The organism is Stenotrophomonas sp. TWI1183, assembly GCF_039673115.1.
Taxonomy (GTDB): Bacteria; Pseudomonadota; Gammaproteobacteria; order Xanthomonadales; family Xanthomonadaceae; genus Stenotrophomonas; species Stenotrophomonas maltophilia_AA.
This window is the reverse complement of the sequence record NZ_JBDJKZ010000015.1, coordinates 86,627-103,477: the sequence shown is the minus strand read 5'-3', so window position 1 is coordinate 103,477 and position 16,851 is coordinate 86,627. Positions and strand designations below refer to the sequence as shown.

Annotated in this window: 10 protein-coding genes; 7 read left to right on the top strand and 3 right to left on the bottom strand. The window is 67.7% G+C overall.

Features of this window, described 5'->3' with window-relative positions; all coding sequences use genetic code 11:
• Positions 1–109 precede the first annotated feature (109 nt).
• The 3 genes from ABE434_RS14035 to ABE434_RS14025 form a co-directional block, all read right to left on the bottom strand.
• Entirely contained in the window at positions 110–2,446 is a 2,337-nt protein-coding gene (locus ABE434_RS14035) for a family 20 glycosylhydrolase (RefSeq protein WP_346479264.1), read from the bottom strand.
• Between the two features lie 93 nt (positions 2,447–2,539).
• Positions 2,540–5,254, bottom strand: a complete 2,715-nt coding sequence (locus tag ABE434_RS14030) for a TonB-dependent receptor (RefSeq protein WP_346479263.1) — start codon at positions 5,252–5,254, stop codon at positions 2,540–2,542.
• A gap of 154 nt (positions 5,255–5,408) precedes the next feature.
• Positions 5,409–6,380, bottom strand: coding sequence for a glucokinase family protein (locus tag ABE434_RS14025; RefSeq protein ID WP_176988483.1), 972 nt, complete (start codon positions 6,378–6,380; stop codon positions 5,409–5,411).
• A gap of 414 nt (positions 6,381–6,794) precedes the next feature.
• On the opposite strand from ABE434_RS14025, the gene ABE434_RS14020 reads away from it, so the two are divergent.
• From ABE434_RS14020 to ABE434_RS13990, 7 genes are all read left to right on the top strand, one after another.
• Positions 6,795–8,087 (top strand): sugar MFS transporter, encoded by a 1,293-nt coding sequence (locus ABE434_RS14020; protein ID WP_346479262.1) that lies wholly within the window; start codon positions 6,795–6,797, stop codon positions 8,085–8,087.
• 42 nt (positions 8,088–8,129) lie between these two features.
• Complete coding sequence (locus tag ABE434_RS14015; protein WP_179460055.1) at positions 8,130–9,197, top strand: LacI family DNA-binding transcriptional regulator; 1,068 nt, start codon at positions 8,130–8,132, stop codon at positions 9,195–9,197.
• Between the two features lie 6 nt (positions 9,198–9,203).
• Positions 9,204–10,235 (top strand): SIS domain-containing protein, encoded by a 1,032-nt coding sequence (locus ABE434_RS14010; protein ID WP_346479261.1) that lies wholly within the window; start codon positions 9,204–9,206, stop codon positions 10,233–10,235.
• The gene (gene nagA, locus ABE434_RS14005; RefSeq protein WP_346479260.1) at positions 10,235–11,383 is read left to right on the top strand and encodes an N-acetylglucosamine-6-phosphate deacetylase; all 1,149 of its coding nucleotides are present in this window, start codon (positions 10,235–10,237) and stop codon (positions 11,381–11,383) included. Before ABE434_RS14010 ends, nagA begins: the two co-directional genes overlap by 1 nt.
• The gene (locus tag ABE434_RS14000; protein WP_346479259.1) at positions 11,380–12,447 is read left to right on the top strand and encodes a heparan-alpha-glucosaminide N-acetyltransferase domain-containing protein; all 1,068 of its coding nucleotides are present in this window, start codon (positions 11,380–11,382) and stop codon (positions 12,445–12,447) included. The genes nagA and ABE434_RS14000 overlap by 4 nt, the downstream gene beginning before the upstream one ends.
• A gap of 154 nt (positions 12,448–12,601) precedes the next feature.
• A complete protein-coding gene (locus ABE434_RS13995; protein ID WP_346479258.1) occupies positions 12,602–15,595 on the top strand; it encodes an autotransporter domain-containing protein in 2,994 nt (997 codons plus the stop codon).
• A 167-nt stretch (positions 15,596–15,762) separates the two neighbouring features.
• Positions 15,763–16,845: a S41 family peptidase gene (locus ABE434_RS13990; protein ID WP_346479257.1), complete on the top strand. Its 1,083-nt coding sequence runs from the start codon at positions 15,763–15,765 to the stop codon at positions 16,843–16,845.
• Positions 16,846–16,851: the final 6 nt, after the last annotated feature.

Below are 16,851 nucleotides of genomic sequence, written 5' to 3'. Positions count from 1 at the left end.
TTGTTTGGCCGGGCGGGGGCCCGCCCCCGCGGTTTTTTTGGTTTTTTTGGGGGCCGGCCCGGCGCCCGGCACTACCTCCTCCGTTTTGTCTGTGGCTGTGGCTGCGGCGTTACCGCGGCTGCAGCGTCATCTCATCCAGCACCCACATCGTCGGCCGGGTGTCGCCGGTGAAGCGCACGCACAGATTCTGCGTGCCCTTGAGCGAACGCGGCAGCGCCGCCTCCAGTGTGATGAACCCATCGGCACCCGGTGCGGCCGGCAGCGTCACGCTGGCCAGTGGCTTGCCATCGCACTGCCCGCCGAGGATGTCCATTTCCCCGTGTGCGCTGCGCTTGGGTGCGAAGCGACGGCTGGGCTCGTCGTGGGCCAGCTGGAAGTAATACGGGATCTGTCCGGCGCGGATGCGGACGCTGGCAATGCCGTCCACATCGGCATCCTTCCACAGCCAGCACGGGTTGAAGATGTCGACGTTGAAGATCGCACGCTCGCCGTCGGCCGGGCCATCATCTTCCAGGCGCAGCAGCAGCTGGCCTTCGCCCGGGCACTGCGCCAGATGCTCGTCGGTCCGCGACAGCAGCGAGGTGGCGGTGATATCGAAGCGGCTGGCGGCCTTGGCCAATGCCTGGCCGTTGAAGAACGTCGCGGCCTGCAACGCCACCGGCAGCGGCTGCTGCAGCGGGGCGGTATAGCGCGGCGACCGGGCGGTGACGGCACTACCATCCACGCTGTAGTGGATGTCGTAGCCGAGCGGATTGCGCAGTGCGAGCGTCGCGGTGCCGGCAGCGCGATCGTCACGGCTGTCCAGTTCCACCTGGAACGGGGTCTGTGCATACGCGATGCCCATCGCCTGGTATCGCTGCAGCTGCGCCGGCAGGCGTGCCAGGAAATCGGCGTAATCACGACGCTCGCGCGGCGACCAGCCGGTCTCGGCCACGGCAGCCAGGCGCGGGAACAGGTTGTGCTGCAGGCGCGCGTAGCTGCGCGTGTGCTCGGTGAACATGTTGGCCTGCAGGCCGAGGATGTGGTGCTGCTTGTCCTTGGCCAGCGCGTCCGGCACCGGCTCGAAGCCGTACACGCGCGCCAGCGGAATCGTCGCCGGACGGCCCGGCGGCTCGTTCTCCGAGTTCGTCTGCAGGTAATCCATGTACATGTCGGTCACCGGCGACATCACCACGTCGTGACCTTCGCTGGCGGCCTTCAGGCCGCCTTCCGTGCCGCGCCACGACATCACCGTGGCTTCCGGCGGCAACCCGCCTTCGAGGATTTCGTCCCAGCCGATCAGGCGCCGGTCGTGTTGTTCCAGGAACGTTTCCAGGCGCTTGATGATGTGGCTCTGCATTTCCATCTCATCGCCGGCGCCCACCTCGCGCATGCGTGCCTGCACCCGCGCGGAAGCCTCCCACTGGTCCTTGACTGCTTCGTCGCCCCCCACGTGCACGTACCTGGCCGGGAACAACGCGATGACTTCTTCCAACACGTTCTCAAGGAATTCGAGGGTGCTGTCGTCGGTGTTGAACAGGTTGGGGAACACGCCCCATTCGCTCAGCGGCTTGAGCGGGGTGTCGATCGTGCCGAGCTCCGGATAGGCCGCGATCGCTGCGGTGGCATGGCCGGGCACGTCGATCTCGGGAATGACCTGGATATGGCGCGCGGCCGCATACGCGATCACCTCGCGGATCTGTTCCTGGGTGTAGAACCCGCAGTAGGGACGCTCGGCGCCGGTGACCGGATCGCGGCCACCGTCGCCGGCCGGAATGCGGCAGCTGCCGACGCCGGTCAGTTTCGGGTAGCGCTTGATCTCCATGCGCCAGCCCTGGTCATCGGTGAGATGCCAATGGAAGGTGTTGAGCTTCTGCTCGGCCATCGCATCGAGGACCTGCTTGATCTCGTCGAGGCTCTGGAAGTGGCGGGCCGAATCGAGCATCAGGCCGCGCCAGCTGAAACGGGGGGCATCATCGATGCGCAGCGCCGGAAGCATCCCATCGCTGCCGCCGGTAAGCAGCTGCGAGAGCGTGGCCGCACCGTAGAACAGGCCGGCCTCGGTGGCGGCCTGCACGGTCGCGCCGCGCGCGTTCGATCGCAGCTGGTAGCCTTCGGCACCGGTCTTGAGCGTGGCGTCCAGCACGAAGCGGATGCCGTCCTTGCCGCGTCCTTCGCCCACCGTTACCGCCGGGCCACCGCTGTCGCGCAGCAGGGTGGCGAACTGCGTGGCGACGCGCTGCGCGGCCTGACCCTGTGCACGGACCGGCGTGGCCGCCGTCACCGCGTAGCCGGCGCCGGCGAGGCGTTCGGCCTTCGCCGGTGCGGGGATCAGCATCAGCGAACCGGCCAGAGCCTTCGGGCCATCCGTTGCCTGTGCGTCGGCGGCCTGGGCCAGCGGTGCGAGGGAGAGTGCCAGTGCGAAGGACAGCAGCGACAGCGAGGTACGACGGGTGCGGGTGTGCATCGGGTCATTCCTTTGTAGCGAATCGGGTTCCACCTGTGAAACGGGCCCGGAGATCCGGGCCCGTTTCAGGTGTGCAGCGTGTTACCGCGGCGATCAGTACTTGAAGCGGAAGTTCAGATAGTACTGGCGGCCGTTGGAGTAGAACGAGGTCGGGATCAACGCGCTCTGGTAGTACTTGTAGGTCGGGTTGTTGAGGTTCAGGCCATCCAGGCTGATGCTCAGCCAGTCGGTCGCCTTGTAGCTCAGCGACGCCGACAGGGTGCCGAAGTCGTCCTGGTAGTACGGGTTGGTGCCGGACAGGCTGATCAGGAACGAGGAACGGCGGGTGTAGCTGACGCGGGCGCCGAAGCGTTCGTTCTCGAAGTAGGCACCCACGTTGTAGGTGTTCTTCGAGGTGCCCAGCAGGTTGTTGGTGCCGTCGGCCCAGGTGTGGTTGGTCTTGCCATTGGCGTAGGTGTAGTTGGCATTGACGCCGAAGTACTCGCCGATCGGCTGCTCGTAGGCCACTTCCACGCCGGTGACCTGCCCATCGGCATTGATCGGGGTGGAGATGTCGTAGGTTTCAAGCTGGTTGGTCAGTTCGCTGAAGAGCTGGCGCTGGACCACGTCGAAGGCGATGTAGTCCTTCAGGCGCATATGGTAGGCGCCCAGCGACAACAGGCCGCGCGGCATGAAGTACCACTCCAGGTTGGCATCCAGGTTGCTGGACAGGGTCGGCTTCAGGTCGGGGTTGCCGCCGCCGCCGGTCTTGTTCAGATCCGAACCCCACGAGGACGCACCCAGTGCCGAGTAGTCCGGCAGCGTCTGGGTCTGCGACGCGGCCACGCGCAGCACCAGGTCATCGTCCAGGTCGAACTTGATGTTGGCGCTCGGCAGCACGCGGTCGTGCTTGTTCTCGAAGGCCTGGCGCTGCCACATGCCGAACAGGCTGCGCACGTCGGCGCGGGCCGGATCGCTGACGGCCAGGTAGGTGTCGATGTCCTGCTTGATGTTGACGTAACGCAGGCCGATGTTGCCGCTCCACCAGTCACCGGTGAAGTTGGCCTGCACGTAACCGGCGAAGTTCTTTTCCTTCACCTTCCACTCGGCACCGTAGTTGTGGCGGCCGTCGGGACCGTCGTTGCCGGCCAGCCAGGTCGAGTTGTTGACGATGGCGTTCTGCAGCGCATCCGGGGTGTAGTACCAGATGTTGCGCGGGAAGCTGCCGCCCACGCCGCTGGCGAAGTTGCCCGGGTACTGCCCGGTGGCGCTGCCGCGCAGTGCGGACCAGATGTCGCCCGGGCTGGCGCCTTCCGGCGACAGGGCTTCACGTTCGTGGTCGGCGAAGCGCAGGCCGAAGTCGATCGAGCTCAGCGTGCCACCGTTGCTGAAGTACTGGTTGAAATCCAGCGACGCCCAGTCTTCCTTGTCCTCTGCCTTGACCAGCTGGTTGCCCCAGGTGCCGAAGCTGCTGACGCCTGCTTCGCTGATGTCGCCACCGATGTTCCAGTCGACCGGGGAGCCGGCGCCGTGGCTGGCGTAAGACGCGCCGCCACCCTGGCCGACGGTGACTTCGGCGATGAACTGGCGCGGGGTTTCGCCGGTGCCCTTGGTGGTGCCGGCCTGGAACTTCGCGTTGAGGTTGTCGTTGATCTGCCAGTCCGCGTCGAAGGTGACGTAGCTGCTCTTGGCGGTGGCCTCGCGGTAGATCATGTCGTACACGCCGTAGTTCGTACCGGGAACGCCGGTATACGTCGCGTTGGTGATCACGCCATCCACCACGGTGTAACCCGGGTCCGGGGCCTGGGTGCGGCCGAAGCCGCTGCCGAACATCATGAAGTTGCGGTTGTAGTTGTTCGCTTCCAGTTCGGACGTGAAGCCGCTCAGGCCCAGGGTCAGCGTGTCGATCGGCTTCCACTGCACGGTGACCATGCCACCCTTGCGCTTGCGGGTCTGCTCGAACAGGGTCGAACCCAGCAGGCCGGGAATGGACAGGCCTTCCAGGTCCGGACGCGGCGCCTGCAGGAACTGGCCCGGATTGGCCGGATCGGGGATGCCTGCCACGACCGGATCGGTCGCCTTGAGCGCGAAGAAGCCGCCCGGGATTTCCTGCGCTTCACGGCGCAGTTCGCGCTCCTGGTAGAAGCCCTGCACCAGCACGCCGAAGGTGTTGGCGTCATTCTTGTAGTTGAACAACGCCGAGTACTGCGGATCGGTCGAGTCGGCCTGGTCCGAGCGCACGGCGCCGATCGATGCTTCGGCCGTGAACTGCTTGGCGAACTGCAGCGGGGTACGGGTGATGATGTTGACGGTACCGGTGGTGCCGCCGTCCTGCAGCTTGGCCTGCGAGGACTTGTTCACTTCCACCGAGCTGACCAGCTCGGACGGCAGCAGCGAATAGCTGACGCTGCGGCCGACGTTGTTGCCCTGGCTGAGCACGAACCAGTCGGCCGAGCCGACGCTGTGGCCGTTGATGAGGGTCTGGGTCAGGCTCGGGCTGGTGCCGCGCAGGCTGACACGGTCGGCTTCATCGAAGCCGCCTTCATCGGCGCTGGACGAGCTGATGTTCACGCCTGGCACGCGCTGCAGGGTATCGGCGACGTTGTGCGCGGGCAGCTTGCCCACGTCTTCGGCGGTGACCACTTCCAGGCGCGCATTCGCTTCGCGCTTGGTATCGAGCGACTTCTCCATCGAACCGCGGATGCCGGTGACCTGGATGGTGTCCAGGTCGGTTGCGGCCGGCGTGGAGGCGGGGGCTTGCTGCGCGTGGGCGCTGAAGGCCAGGCAGCTGACGATGGCTGCGGAAAGCAGGGTCTTGCGGGTGTTCATGATGTCTCTCCTCATCACTCGATGGTCGCCGGCGACGGCGTCTGTTTGCTTGCGTCTGGTACGACTGTGCCGCGCGCCTGTTGTCCGGTGCGCCTTGGGTGCTACGTACTGCGTGGTGCGTTGTCCGCAGCGCCGATCCCGGCGCCGCGGCAGATCAGGTGTCCGAGCGGCCGAGGTACCAGCTGGCGGCGCCGATGACGCCCAGCTGCCCGTGCTCGACCACCTTCACGGGAATGCGTTCCAGCGCCTCGCGCATCGGCCCCTTGTTGAGGTACCGCTCGACGAACGTGCTGTTCAACAGGAAGTCGCGGATCTGCGGCAGGATGCCGCCGGCCAGGTAGACACCGCCGGTGACGCCGTACTGCAGTGCCATGTCGCCGATCGTGCTGCCGAGCAGGCCGCAGAACACGTCCAGGCTCTGCCTCGCGAGCGGGTCGTGGCCGGCCATCGCGGCGGCGGTGACCGCATCGGGGGTGGTCAGCGTCGGCGCCTGGCCGTTCAACGCGCACAGGGCGCGATACAGATTCATCAGGCCGGGGCCGGACAGCGCCTGCTCGACCGAGACATGCGAGCGCTCGCGCAGCATCTGCCGCACGATCGCCATCTCCAGTTCGGTGGTGGTGGCCAGGGTGGGCTGGCCGGCTTCGGTAGCCAGGACCACCGCGCCATGTGCGGTCGGGATCCACACGGCCGCGCCGAGCCCGGTGCCCGGGCCGACCACCAGGGTCGGGCCGCGCGGGGCGGTGGCCGGGCCGGTCAGCTGGAGCACGCCGCTGGCATCAACCTGGGCGGCGGCATAGGCCACGGCCTCGAAGTCATTGACGATGTAGACCTGGTCCAGGCCGACCTCCCGCTCGATCTGCCGCGCCGACAGCGGCCAGGGCAGGTTGGCGGTGATCACCGTGCCGTCGTCGCGGGCATAGCCGGCGGTGGCGACCACGCAATGCGTCGGGCGCGGGCCATCGGCCAGGAAGTCGGAGAGGATCGCGCTGAGGCCGGCGTAATCCGCATTGCGGAACTTGCGGTAGTCCAGCAGTTCGACCGGATGGGCCGGATCGGCACTGGCCTGGACCCGGCCAACCCGGACATGCGTACCACCCACGTCGGCGGCCAGGAACGGCGGCATCGCGGCGGGCGGGGCATGGGCCGGAACAGCGTGGGCGGCGTTGGTCACACGGACTCCATCGGTTGGGCGTGGCCAGGGCGGACCCGGCGATTGAGGCGGAGTCTGTAATCGTTCTGACAACGATGTCAACGATAACCTCAGACTTTCGATGTTGCGTCGCAACGTGGGTTTGCGCGCGAAAACGTTTTCATCACGGCACCGTCATGTTTTTGCAAACTGCCGTGAATACGGGCTCCGCCCCGCCCGCCGTGAGCGTTGCCGCCAGATTGCGCAGGTGCAGCAAAGGAAAATGCGCGGGGGCGGCGTGAACCAGTTGTTGACAAACCCGGCGGCCGCAACGAATAAATGTGACAACGTTGTTCCCAGCCACTCTTCCGACGCCGCTCCGGCGCCGTCGATGCAGGAGCCTCCCTGATGTCTGCCGTGCCTGTTGCCTCCGCGCGTTCGAGCGTGCTCACCTCGATCCTGATCATCGGCGTGCTGTTTTTCCTGATCGGCTTCTTCACCTGGCTCAACGGCCCGTTGATCACCTTCGTCAAGCTCGCCTTCGAGCTGGACGAGGTCGGCGCCTTCCTGGTGCTGATGGTCTTCTACCTGTCGTATTTCTTCCTGGCGCTGCCGGCCTCTTGGATCCTCAAGCGCACCGGCATGAAGAAAGGCCTGAGCCTGAGCCTGCTGGTGATGGCGGCCGGCGCGGTGGTGTTCGCCCACTTCGCCCAGCAGCGCTGGTACCCGGGCGCGCTCAGCGGCCTGTTCATCATCGGCAGCGGGCTGGCCCTGCTGCAGACGGCGGTCAACCCGTACATCAGCATCCTCGGCCCGATCGAGACCGCCGCCCGGCGCATCGCGCTGATGGGCATCTGCAACAAGATCGCCGGCATGCTCGCCCCGGTGCTGATCGGCACCCTGGTGCTGCACGGTATCGGCGATCTGGATGCGCAGGTGAAGGTCGCCGACGCCGCCGCCAAAACGGTGCTGCTCAACGATTTCGCGGCCAAGATCCAGCTGCCCTACATGGCCATGGCCGGGCTGCTGGTGGTGCTGGCGGTGGGCGTGCTGTTCTCGCCGCTGCCCGAATTGAAGACCTCCGAGGCCAACGCCACGCCGGCCCGCGCGCCGGGGGTGGCCGAGCGCACCAGCATCTTCCAGTTCCCGCACCTGTGGCTGGGCGTGCTGTGCCTGTTCGTCTATGTCGGCGTGGAAGTGATGGCCGGTGATGCGATCGGTACCTACGGGCATAGTTTCAACCTGCCGCTGGACCAGACCAAGATGTTCACGTCGATCACGCTGGGGGCAATGCTGATCGGCTATCTCGCCGGTCTGGCGCTGATCCCGCACCTGGTCTCGCAGTCGCGCTACCTGAGCATTTCCGCCGTGCTGGGCGTGCTGTTCTGCATCGGCGCGCTGCTGACCCACGGCTATGTCTCGGTGGGCTTCGTGGCCGCGCTGGGCTTTGCCAACGCGATGATGTGGCCGGCGATCTTCCCGCTGGCGATCCGCGGCCTGGGCCGTTTCACCGAGACCGGTTCGGCCCTGCTGGTGATGGCCATCGCCGGTGGCGCGATCATTCCCCAGCTGTTTGCCGTGCTCAAGCAGCACTTCGACTTCCAGTGGGTGTTCGCCGGCCTGATGGTGCCCTGCTACCTGTACATCCTGTTCTATTCGATGCGCGGCCACCGCGTCGGGCTGTCCCGCGACGGGCAGTGATCGGCGATCATGGACGCTCAACCGGTCAGCCAGGGAAAAACGATGCGCAGAGCGACCATCAAGGATGTCGCCGAACGGGCCAAGGTATCGCTGAAGACGGTCTCGCGGGTCATCAACAACGAGCCTTCGGTGATGCAGGCCACCCGGGCGCGCGTGCTGCGTGCGATCGCCGAGCTGGACTACGAGCCGGATCCGGCGGCGCGCAATCTGCGCACCGGCACTACCCTGGTGGTCGGGCTGGTCTATGACAACCCGAACCCGTACCACATCATCGGCGTGCAGAACGGCGTGCTCGCCGCGTGCCGGGAGACCGGTTTCGGCCTGCAGATCCATCCCTGCGATTCCAGCTCGCCGATGCTGGCCGAGGAACTGGCCGACTGGGTGCAGCGTTCGCGCCTGGCCGGGCTGGTGTTGACCGCGCCGATGTCCGAGCGCAAGGACCTGGTGGCCGCGCTCACCGCACGCGGGATCAAACTGGTGCGCATCATCGCCGCCACCGCCGATCCGCAGGATGGCGCCTGCGTGTTCGTCGACGACCGCGAGGCCGCCTATGAAATCACCGAGCACCTGATCCAGCTCGGCCATCAGCGCATCGGTTTCCTCTGGGGTGGCAGCTCGCACCGTTCCAGCGGCGAGCGCTATGCCGGCTACGAAGCCGCGCTGCGCGATTACGGCATGACCATCGACAAGCACCTGGTGGTGCAGGGCGATTACACCTTCGATGACGGCTTCCGTGGTGCGCGCCGCCTGCTGGCGCTGCGCGAACCGCCCACCGCGATCTTCGGCTCCAACGATGAGATCGCCGCCGGCGTGCTGGCGGCGGCCAAGTCCACGGGCATGAACGTGCCCTACGACCTGTCGATCGCCGGCTTCGAGGACAGCCCGTTCTCGCGGCAGTCCTGGCCGCCGTTGACCACGGCCAAGCAGGCCACCGAGGACATCGCACGGCATGCCGCACGCCTGCTGATCGCGCAGCTGCGCAGCGATGCCTACGACGACGCACCGCTGCAGCTGCAGAACCAAGGCTTCGTGCCGCAGCTGGTGGTGCGTGGTTCCACCGCGCCGATGCGCCCGCAGGGTGCACGGCTTCCTTCTCCTGAAACGACCTGAGTCCCCATGTCCCTGCCTGCTCCCCACGACACCCTGATGTACCGCGAAGCCGCCGAGGCCGCCGATGTGATCGCCGCGCAGTTCGCGCGCAACCAGGTGGCCGTGGAGACGCTGGCGGCCAGCCTGCGCGCGGCGCCGCCGCCGTTCGTGGTGACCTGCGCGCGGGGCAGTTCCGATCATGCCGCCACCTACGCCAAGTACCTGCTGGAAACGCGGCTGGGGCTGGTGACCGCCTCGGCCTCGCCGTCGGTGGGCTCGGTCTACGAAGCGCCGCTGAAGCTGCGTGGCGCGCTGTACATCGTGATCTCGCAGTCGGGCAAGAGCCCCGACCTGCTGCGCAACGCCGAGGCTGCCCGTGCGGCCGGCGCGCGCGTGGTGGCGCTGGTCAATGTCGAGGATTCGCCGCTGGCGCAGCTGGCCGAGACGGTGATCCCGCTGGGCGCGGGCGCCGAGCGCAGCGTCGCGGCGACCAAAAGCTACCTGGCCTCGCTCTCGGCGATCCTGCAGCTGGTGGCGTACTGGACGCAGGACGTCGGGTTGATCGCTTCGCTGCGCACGCTGCCCGATGCCCTGCGCGCGGCCTGGAACAGCGACTGGTCGTCGCTGACCGAGGGCCTGGTGCCGGCGCACAACCTGTTCGTGCTTGGCCGTGGCCTCGGCCTGGCCGCCGCGCAGGAAGCGGCGCTGAAATTCAAGGAAACCTGCGGCCTGCACGCCGAGGCCTACAGCTCGGCCGAGGTCAAGCACGGCCCGATGGCGCTGGTCGGCCCCGGCTTCCCGGTGCTGGCGTTCGCCCAGCCGGATGAAACCGGCGCCGGCACCCGCGCGGTGCTGGCCGAGTTCGCCGCGCGCGATGCCCAGGTCTGGCTGGCCGATGTCGATGATGGCGACCTGCCGCTGCCGGTCACACCGCACCCGGCCTGCGCGCCGCTGCTGACCATCCAGAGCTTCTACCGCGCGATCAACGCGCTGGCGCTGCGTCGCGGCCACAACCCCGATCTGCCGCCGCATCTGAACAAGGTGACGGAAACCGTCTGATGAAAACTGTCCTGCGCAACGCCCGCATCCTGGCCGGCGACGACTTCCGCGATGACCTGGCGGTGGTGATCGAAAGCGGGCGGATCACCGCGCTGGTCTCCGATGCCGCGCCGATGCTCGGCCAGGCCGATGAGCAGGTGGACCTGGGCGGCGGCTGGCTGCTGCCGGGCTTCATCGATGCGCAGGTCAACGGCGGCGGCGGGGTGCTGTTCAACAACAGTCCGGATGTCGCCACGCTGCGCACGCTGGCGCAGGCGCACCGCCGCTTCGGCACCACCGGGCTGCTGCCGACCCTGATCAGCGACGACGTGCAGGTGATGCGCGCGGCCATCGCCGCGACCCGCCAGGCGATCAGCGAAGGCGTGCCCGGCGTGCTGGGCATCCATCTGGAAGGCCCGTACATCGCGCCGGCGCGCAAGGGCACCCACGACGCCAACAAGTTCCGCGTCCCCGATGCCGCCGAGATCGCCCTGGCGGCCTCGCTGGACAACGGCGTCACCCTGCTCACGCTGGCCCCCGAACGGGTGCCGCTGGAGAGCATCCGCGCGCTGGTCGAACGGGGCGTGGTGGTGGCGGCCGGTCACACCGCCGCCAGCTATGAAGAGGCGCGTGCCGGCCTGGAGGCGGGTATCCGTGGCTTCACCCATCTGTACAACGCGATGTCGCCGCTGACGGGGCGCGAGCCGGGCGCGGTGGGAGCGGCGCTGGAAGACCGCGACAGCTGGGTCGGCATCATCGCCGACGGCGTGCACGTGCACCCGGCCAGCCTGCGCGTGGCGCTGGCGACCAAGCCGCGTGGCAAGGTCATGCTGGTGACCGATGCGATGCCGCCGGTCGGTGCGGAAGACCCCAGCTACGAGCTGTACGGCGAGGTCATCACCGCGGTGGACGGCGTGGTGCGCAATGCGGCCGGCTCACTGGCCGGCTCGGCGCTGGACATGGCCACGGCGGTGCGCAACAGCGTGCAGCTGCTGGGCGTATCGCTGGCCGAGGCGGCGCGCATGGCCTCGACCTATCCCGCGCAGTTCCTGAATCTGGATGACCGCTACGGGCATATCGCCGAAGGGCATCACGCCGATCTGGTGCTGCTCGATGACGCCCTGCAGGTGCGCAGCACCTGGATCGCCGGGCAGCGCGAAGACGTATGAGCGCCACGCCGTCAGGACGGATGGGCTCGATCGACGCGCTGCGCGGCCTGACCGTCGCGGCGATGCTGCTGGTCAACAACCCGGGCGACTGGAGCCATGTCTACGCGCCGCTGCTGCACGCGGACTGGCACGGCTTCACCCCGACCGACCTGATCTTCCCGTTGTTCCTGTTCATCGCCGGCGTCTCGATGGCCTTCAGTCTGGCCCCGCGCGCGGGCGACCCGGCCACGCGTTCGGCGCTGGTGCGTGGGGTCCTGCAACGCGCGCTGCGCATCCTGGTCGCCGGCGCGCTGCTGCACCTGCTGGCGTGGTGGCTGTTCGAGCTGCCGGCGTATCGCCTGTGGGGTGTGCTGCAGCGTATCGCGTTGTGCGTGGCGGTGGTCGGCGTGCTGGCGGTCTACACGCAGGCGCGGACGCAATGGGCGGTGATCGTGGGCCTGCTGGTGGCCTATGCCGCGATCCTGCTGTCTGCCGATTCGCTGGAGCCTTGGGTGAATCCGGCCAGCCGGCTGGATACTGCGCTGTTCGCCCCCTTCCTGTACAAGTATTCCGCGCTCACCGGCCTGGGGCATGACCCGGAAGGGCTGCTGAGCAGCCTGGGCGCGATCGCCAGTACGCTGCTCGGCCTGCGCGCCGGTGCGTGGCTGCGGGCCGGCCGAGCGCCGCAGCTGGCGATGCTCGCAGCGGTGTGTCTGGCCATCGGCGGCCTGGCCACCCTGTGGCTGCCGCTGAACAAGCAGCTGTGGACGCCGAGCTTCGTGCTGTGGACGGGCGGTTTCTCCGTGGCGGCACTGCTGCTGGCGCATCTGCTGATCGATCGCTGGGGCGCGCCCGCGCTGGGCCGGCGCTTCGGCGTGAACGCGATCGCGGCCTATCTCGGTTCCTCGGCGATGGCCCTCGTGCTGGGGGCCACCGGTGCATGGGCTTGGATGTTCCATGCGCTGGAGCGGCCATTGCCGGAGGCGCAGAAGCTGGCCTCGCTCGCCTGCGCCGTGGGTTTCGTGGCGATCTGGTGGGGCGTGGTGTGGGTGCTGGATCGCCGGCGCGTCTACCTGAAAATCTGAATGCGAGGGCATGCGGGCGCACATGCCGTCGGCGCCGGCATCCGTCCGGATTCTTTACCTTCGCATCACGTTTGCGCAGTAAAAGTACCTACGCCGGTCATCCGTAAAAGCACTGGGCCGTTGCTGTCCCCCTTCTGCTGAACAGGAAAGGTACATGCACCAGATGCTTGCTCGGGCGGCTCGGCCGCTGCTGTCCGTCCAGATAGCCCGTCTACTGCATGTTGGCCGCTATGGCGCCCTCGGCACCGCACTGATGGCCGGGGCATTCCCGGCCTGGGCGGGCTGCGACAACCCTGCGCCCACCACCGGTCAGACCGTGACCTGCTCCAGCCAACTGCCCAATCCGGACACTGTCCCGGTCACCGGCGCGGCAGGCAGCAGCACCATCACCCTCAATGTGCTGGGCAACGCCCAGCTCGCGCCTGCCACCGGCAACGCCATCACGCTGCAGGCCGGTGGCGGTGGGCACCTGATCATCAATGACGGAAACATCCTTGCCGCCGCCGGGCGTGCCCTGCAGCTGGATGCCGCTTCCATCGTGATCAATCGCGGGGTGATCAGCGGCAGTACCGGCGGTGTCTTCTTTGGTGCCGGCAATGATCGGCTGGAGATGCTGGCCGGCAGCATCCGCGGCGGCGTGGTGCAAGGCGCAGGCAACGATACGCTGCTGATGCGCGATGGGGTCATAGACAGCGTTGACCAGGGTGATGGGGTGGATACGCTGGAGGTCAGCGGCGGCACCATCACCGGCACGGTGCAGCAGGGCAGTGGCCAGGACGTCTTCCTGATGACTGGTGGCACGGTCGGCGCGCTGCTGCAGGGCGACGGCACCGATCGCTTCCGCATGACCGGCGGGCAGATCATCGGCGGCTTCGACGACGGTGACTATGCCGAGATGACCGGCGGCCGCATCGGCCGGGTCAACATGAAACTGGAAAACAACACCTTCGACATGTCCGGCGGCACCATCGACGGCAACCTCGTCACCGGCTTCGGCAATGACACCATCCTCCTGTCCGACGGCTACATCGGCGGCAACATCAGCGTCAGCGGTGGCGACGATGCGATCACCATCACCGGTGGCACCGTGCGTGGCGAAATCCGTGCCAGCACCGGCACGGACCGGCTTACCTGGTCCGGTGGGGGCGTGGTCTACGGCGCCGTGGACATGGGCGAGGGCGATGACGTCAGCACGCTCAGCAACCTCAACAACAGCCATCTCGGCGCGTTACCGCTGTTCACCGGTGGCGCGGGCACCGACCTGCTGACCCTGAACAACGTCAAGACCAATGGCGTGGCGCGTTTCACCGCTTGGGAGCAGATCAACCTGCGCCAGGACAGCCAGCTCACCGTCGATGCCGATCTGGTGCTGGCCGACGCCACCACCGCCGGTGGCACCCTGGATATCGACCGCACCAGCACGGTGTTCGCCGGCGGCCTCAACGCCAGCGTGCGCAGCTTTACCGCAGGCCAGCAGGTCAACGTCATCAATGCCGGTCGCATCGACCTGAGCAACGGCAGCAATGGTCCGGGGGATGCGTTCACCATCGCGGGCAACTACGTCGGCAACAACGGCGGTGTGTACCTGCAATCGGTGCTGGCGGGTGACGGCGCGCCCTCTGACCGCCTGGTGATCTCCAATGGCGTGGCCAGCGGCAGCACCGGCCTGGGCATCCTCAACGCGGGTGGCAGTGGCGCGGCGACGCTGGCCGACGGCATCCTGGTGGTGCAGTCGATCAACGGCGCGAGCACCGCGCCGAACGCATTCGCGCTGTACAACCCGGTCGCGGCCGGTGCGTTCGAGTACTTTCTGTTCAAGGGCGGCGTCAGTGCCGGCAGCAGCGAGAACTGGTATCTGCGATCGACGCTGGTAACGGGTGTCCTGGCGGCCCCGGCGCCCGCGCCGCCGGGTGTATCCACGGTCACCCCGCCACCGCCGCCGCCGGAGGATGCAGGCACCCCACCGCCGCCACTGACCCCGCCGCCGTCGCCGGATCTGCCGGAGAACCCGGACCCGCTCGCCCCCGAACCGGCACCGCCACCGCCGCCGCCCGAACCGGCACCGGTGGCGCCCCCGCAGGCCGATACCCCGCCGCCGGTACCGACGACCCCCGCCGCAGTACCCGGTCCATTGGCGGTGCCGCCGACGCCCGGCGCGGTGCCCGCCGACGGCGACATCATTCCGCTGTACCGGGTGGAGGCAGCCACGTATGCCGTGGTGCCGCCGCTGCTGCGCGAGACCAGCCTCCTGAGCCTGGGCACGTTCCACGAGCGCCAGGGCGAACAGCGCCTGCTGGCCGGGCAGGGTGGCTTCCGCGCGGCGTGGGCGCGGATGATCGGCCAGAGCCATGAGCAGCACTGGGAAGGCGACGCCAGACCCAGCTTCGACGGTGACATCCAGGGCATCCAGGCCGGCGTGGATCTGTTCGCCAACGCCGATGACCGCCACCGCGACCAGGTCGGTGTGTTTGTCGGGCGCACCCGTGCGCAGGGCAACGTCAACGGTTTCGCGATCGGTTGGGACAACGTGGCCGTCGGCCGCACCCGCCTGGACGACAAGCACGTCGGCCTGTACTGGACCCGCGTGGGCAGCGCCGGGGGCTACCTGGACACGGTGGTGATGCAGAGCCGCTACGACGGCAATGCATGGTCGGCACGCGGGCTCGGCATCGATCTGCGCGGTGACGGCACTACCGCCTCGCTGGAAGTCGGCAAGCCGCTGCTGCAGCTCGGGCAGTCCGCCTGGTGGCTGGAGCCGCAGGCGCAGGTGATCTGGCAGCGCACCGCACTGGATGACGGCGCCGACCGCATTTCCACCGTGGGCTACGACAACGACAACGCATGGACCGGCCGCGTCGGCCTGCGTCTGGCGGCCGACTACACCCTCGCGGGCAATGGCTGGCAGCCCTACTTCAAAGTGAACTACTGGCAGACCTTCGATGGCGAGGATCGCATCACCTTCGGCACCAATCAGTTGACCAACCAGCAGGGTTCGCGCGCACTGGAAGTGGGCGTCGGCGTGGTCGCGCGCTTCAACGCCAACGTCAGTGCGTTTGCGGTGGCCGACTACACCCGCGACCTGGAAAGCAGCGAGCAGAAGGAGCGCAAGAGCATCGAAGGCAACATCGGGCTGCGGTTCGATTGGTGAGGTTGGTGCGGGCACGGGTTGATTGCCGGCACGCCGCCCGGAATGGATGAGGTGCTCTTCATTTCGGGCTGGCGTGTCGCTGGAATTGCGTCGTGCCTGCTTTTCCTGGGGCCGCATGCAGCGCTATGCTGCGGCCCACTCAACTACACGGATGTAGCGCGATGGTGATGTCCAGAGGGTCTCGTTCTTCGCTGCTCGCGCTGCTGGCCGGTGTGCTGTCTGCACCGATGGCGAACGGACAGGACATGCCGACGCCGGCGGTGCAGGCACGGATTGTCGAGGTGCTGGAACGCGAGGCGCTGTACCGCGACAAGGTCGGCTGGCAGGCGCTGCGCACTCGCCTGCAGGCGCCCGATGCCGATCCCGCGCAGACCTGGCCGCTGCTGCGCGATGCCATTGCCGTGAGCAGCGGCGGGCATGGGCGGTGGATGCCGGCGACGCACCCGTCGCTGCAGCCGCCATTGAACCGCGGCACGGTGGCGGCAACCACGCCAACCACTGAAGATCAGCCCATACGCCAGGCCAGCGCCACGCCGCAACGCACGGATCTGCAGCGGGATATGGATACGGTGGGCCGCCGCATTGGATGGATGACGGTGGGAGCCTTCAACGCGAGCGGCGCGGGTGGCAGTCAGGCCTGGCAGCAGGCGAGCCTGGCGTTTGCCGGCAGGCTGCAGAACGCGATCCGCGGCAAGGACCGGGCGGAACGATGCGGTTGGGTCGTGGATTTGCGGGGCAACAGCGGCGGCAACATGTGGCCGATGCTGCTGGGCCTGGCGCCGCTGCTGGAAGAGGCCGATGGCGATGCGCTGCGGATCGGTGCGTTCGCCACGGCCGATGCGGCGCGGTCATGGTCGTCGCACGATGGCGCCGTCTGGCTGGAGCAGAAGAAAATGCTCGACGGTGGCGCGGCGGTGTATCGCCTCCGCCAGCCGGGCGCACCGGTGGCGGTGCTGTTCGGTCCGCGCACCGCCAGCTCAGGGGAAGCAACGGCGCTGGCCTTCCGTGGGCGCGCCAATGCCCGGAGTTTCGGCCAGCCCACGGCGGGCTTCTCGACCGGCAACCGTACCGAGCGTCTGCCCGACGGAAGTGCATTGCTGGTCACCGGCAACGTGATGGTCGACCGCAACGGTCGGGGCGATGGCGGCAAGATCGCTCCGGATGTGGTCGTCGGTGAAGGCGAGGACGCGGCGGCAGCGGCGCGCGATTGGCTGTTGGCACAGCCCGCGTGCGCGGCCAGCGCCAGCTGAGACGGC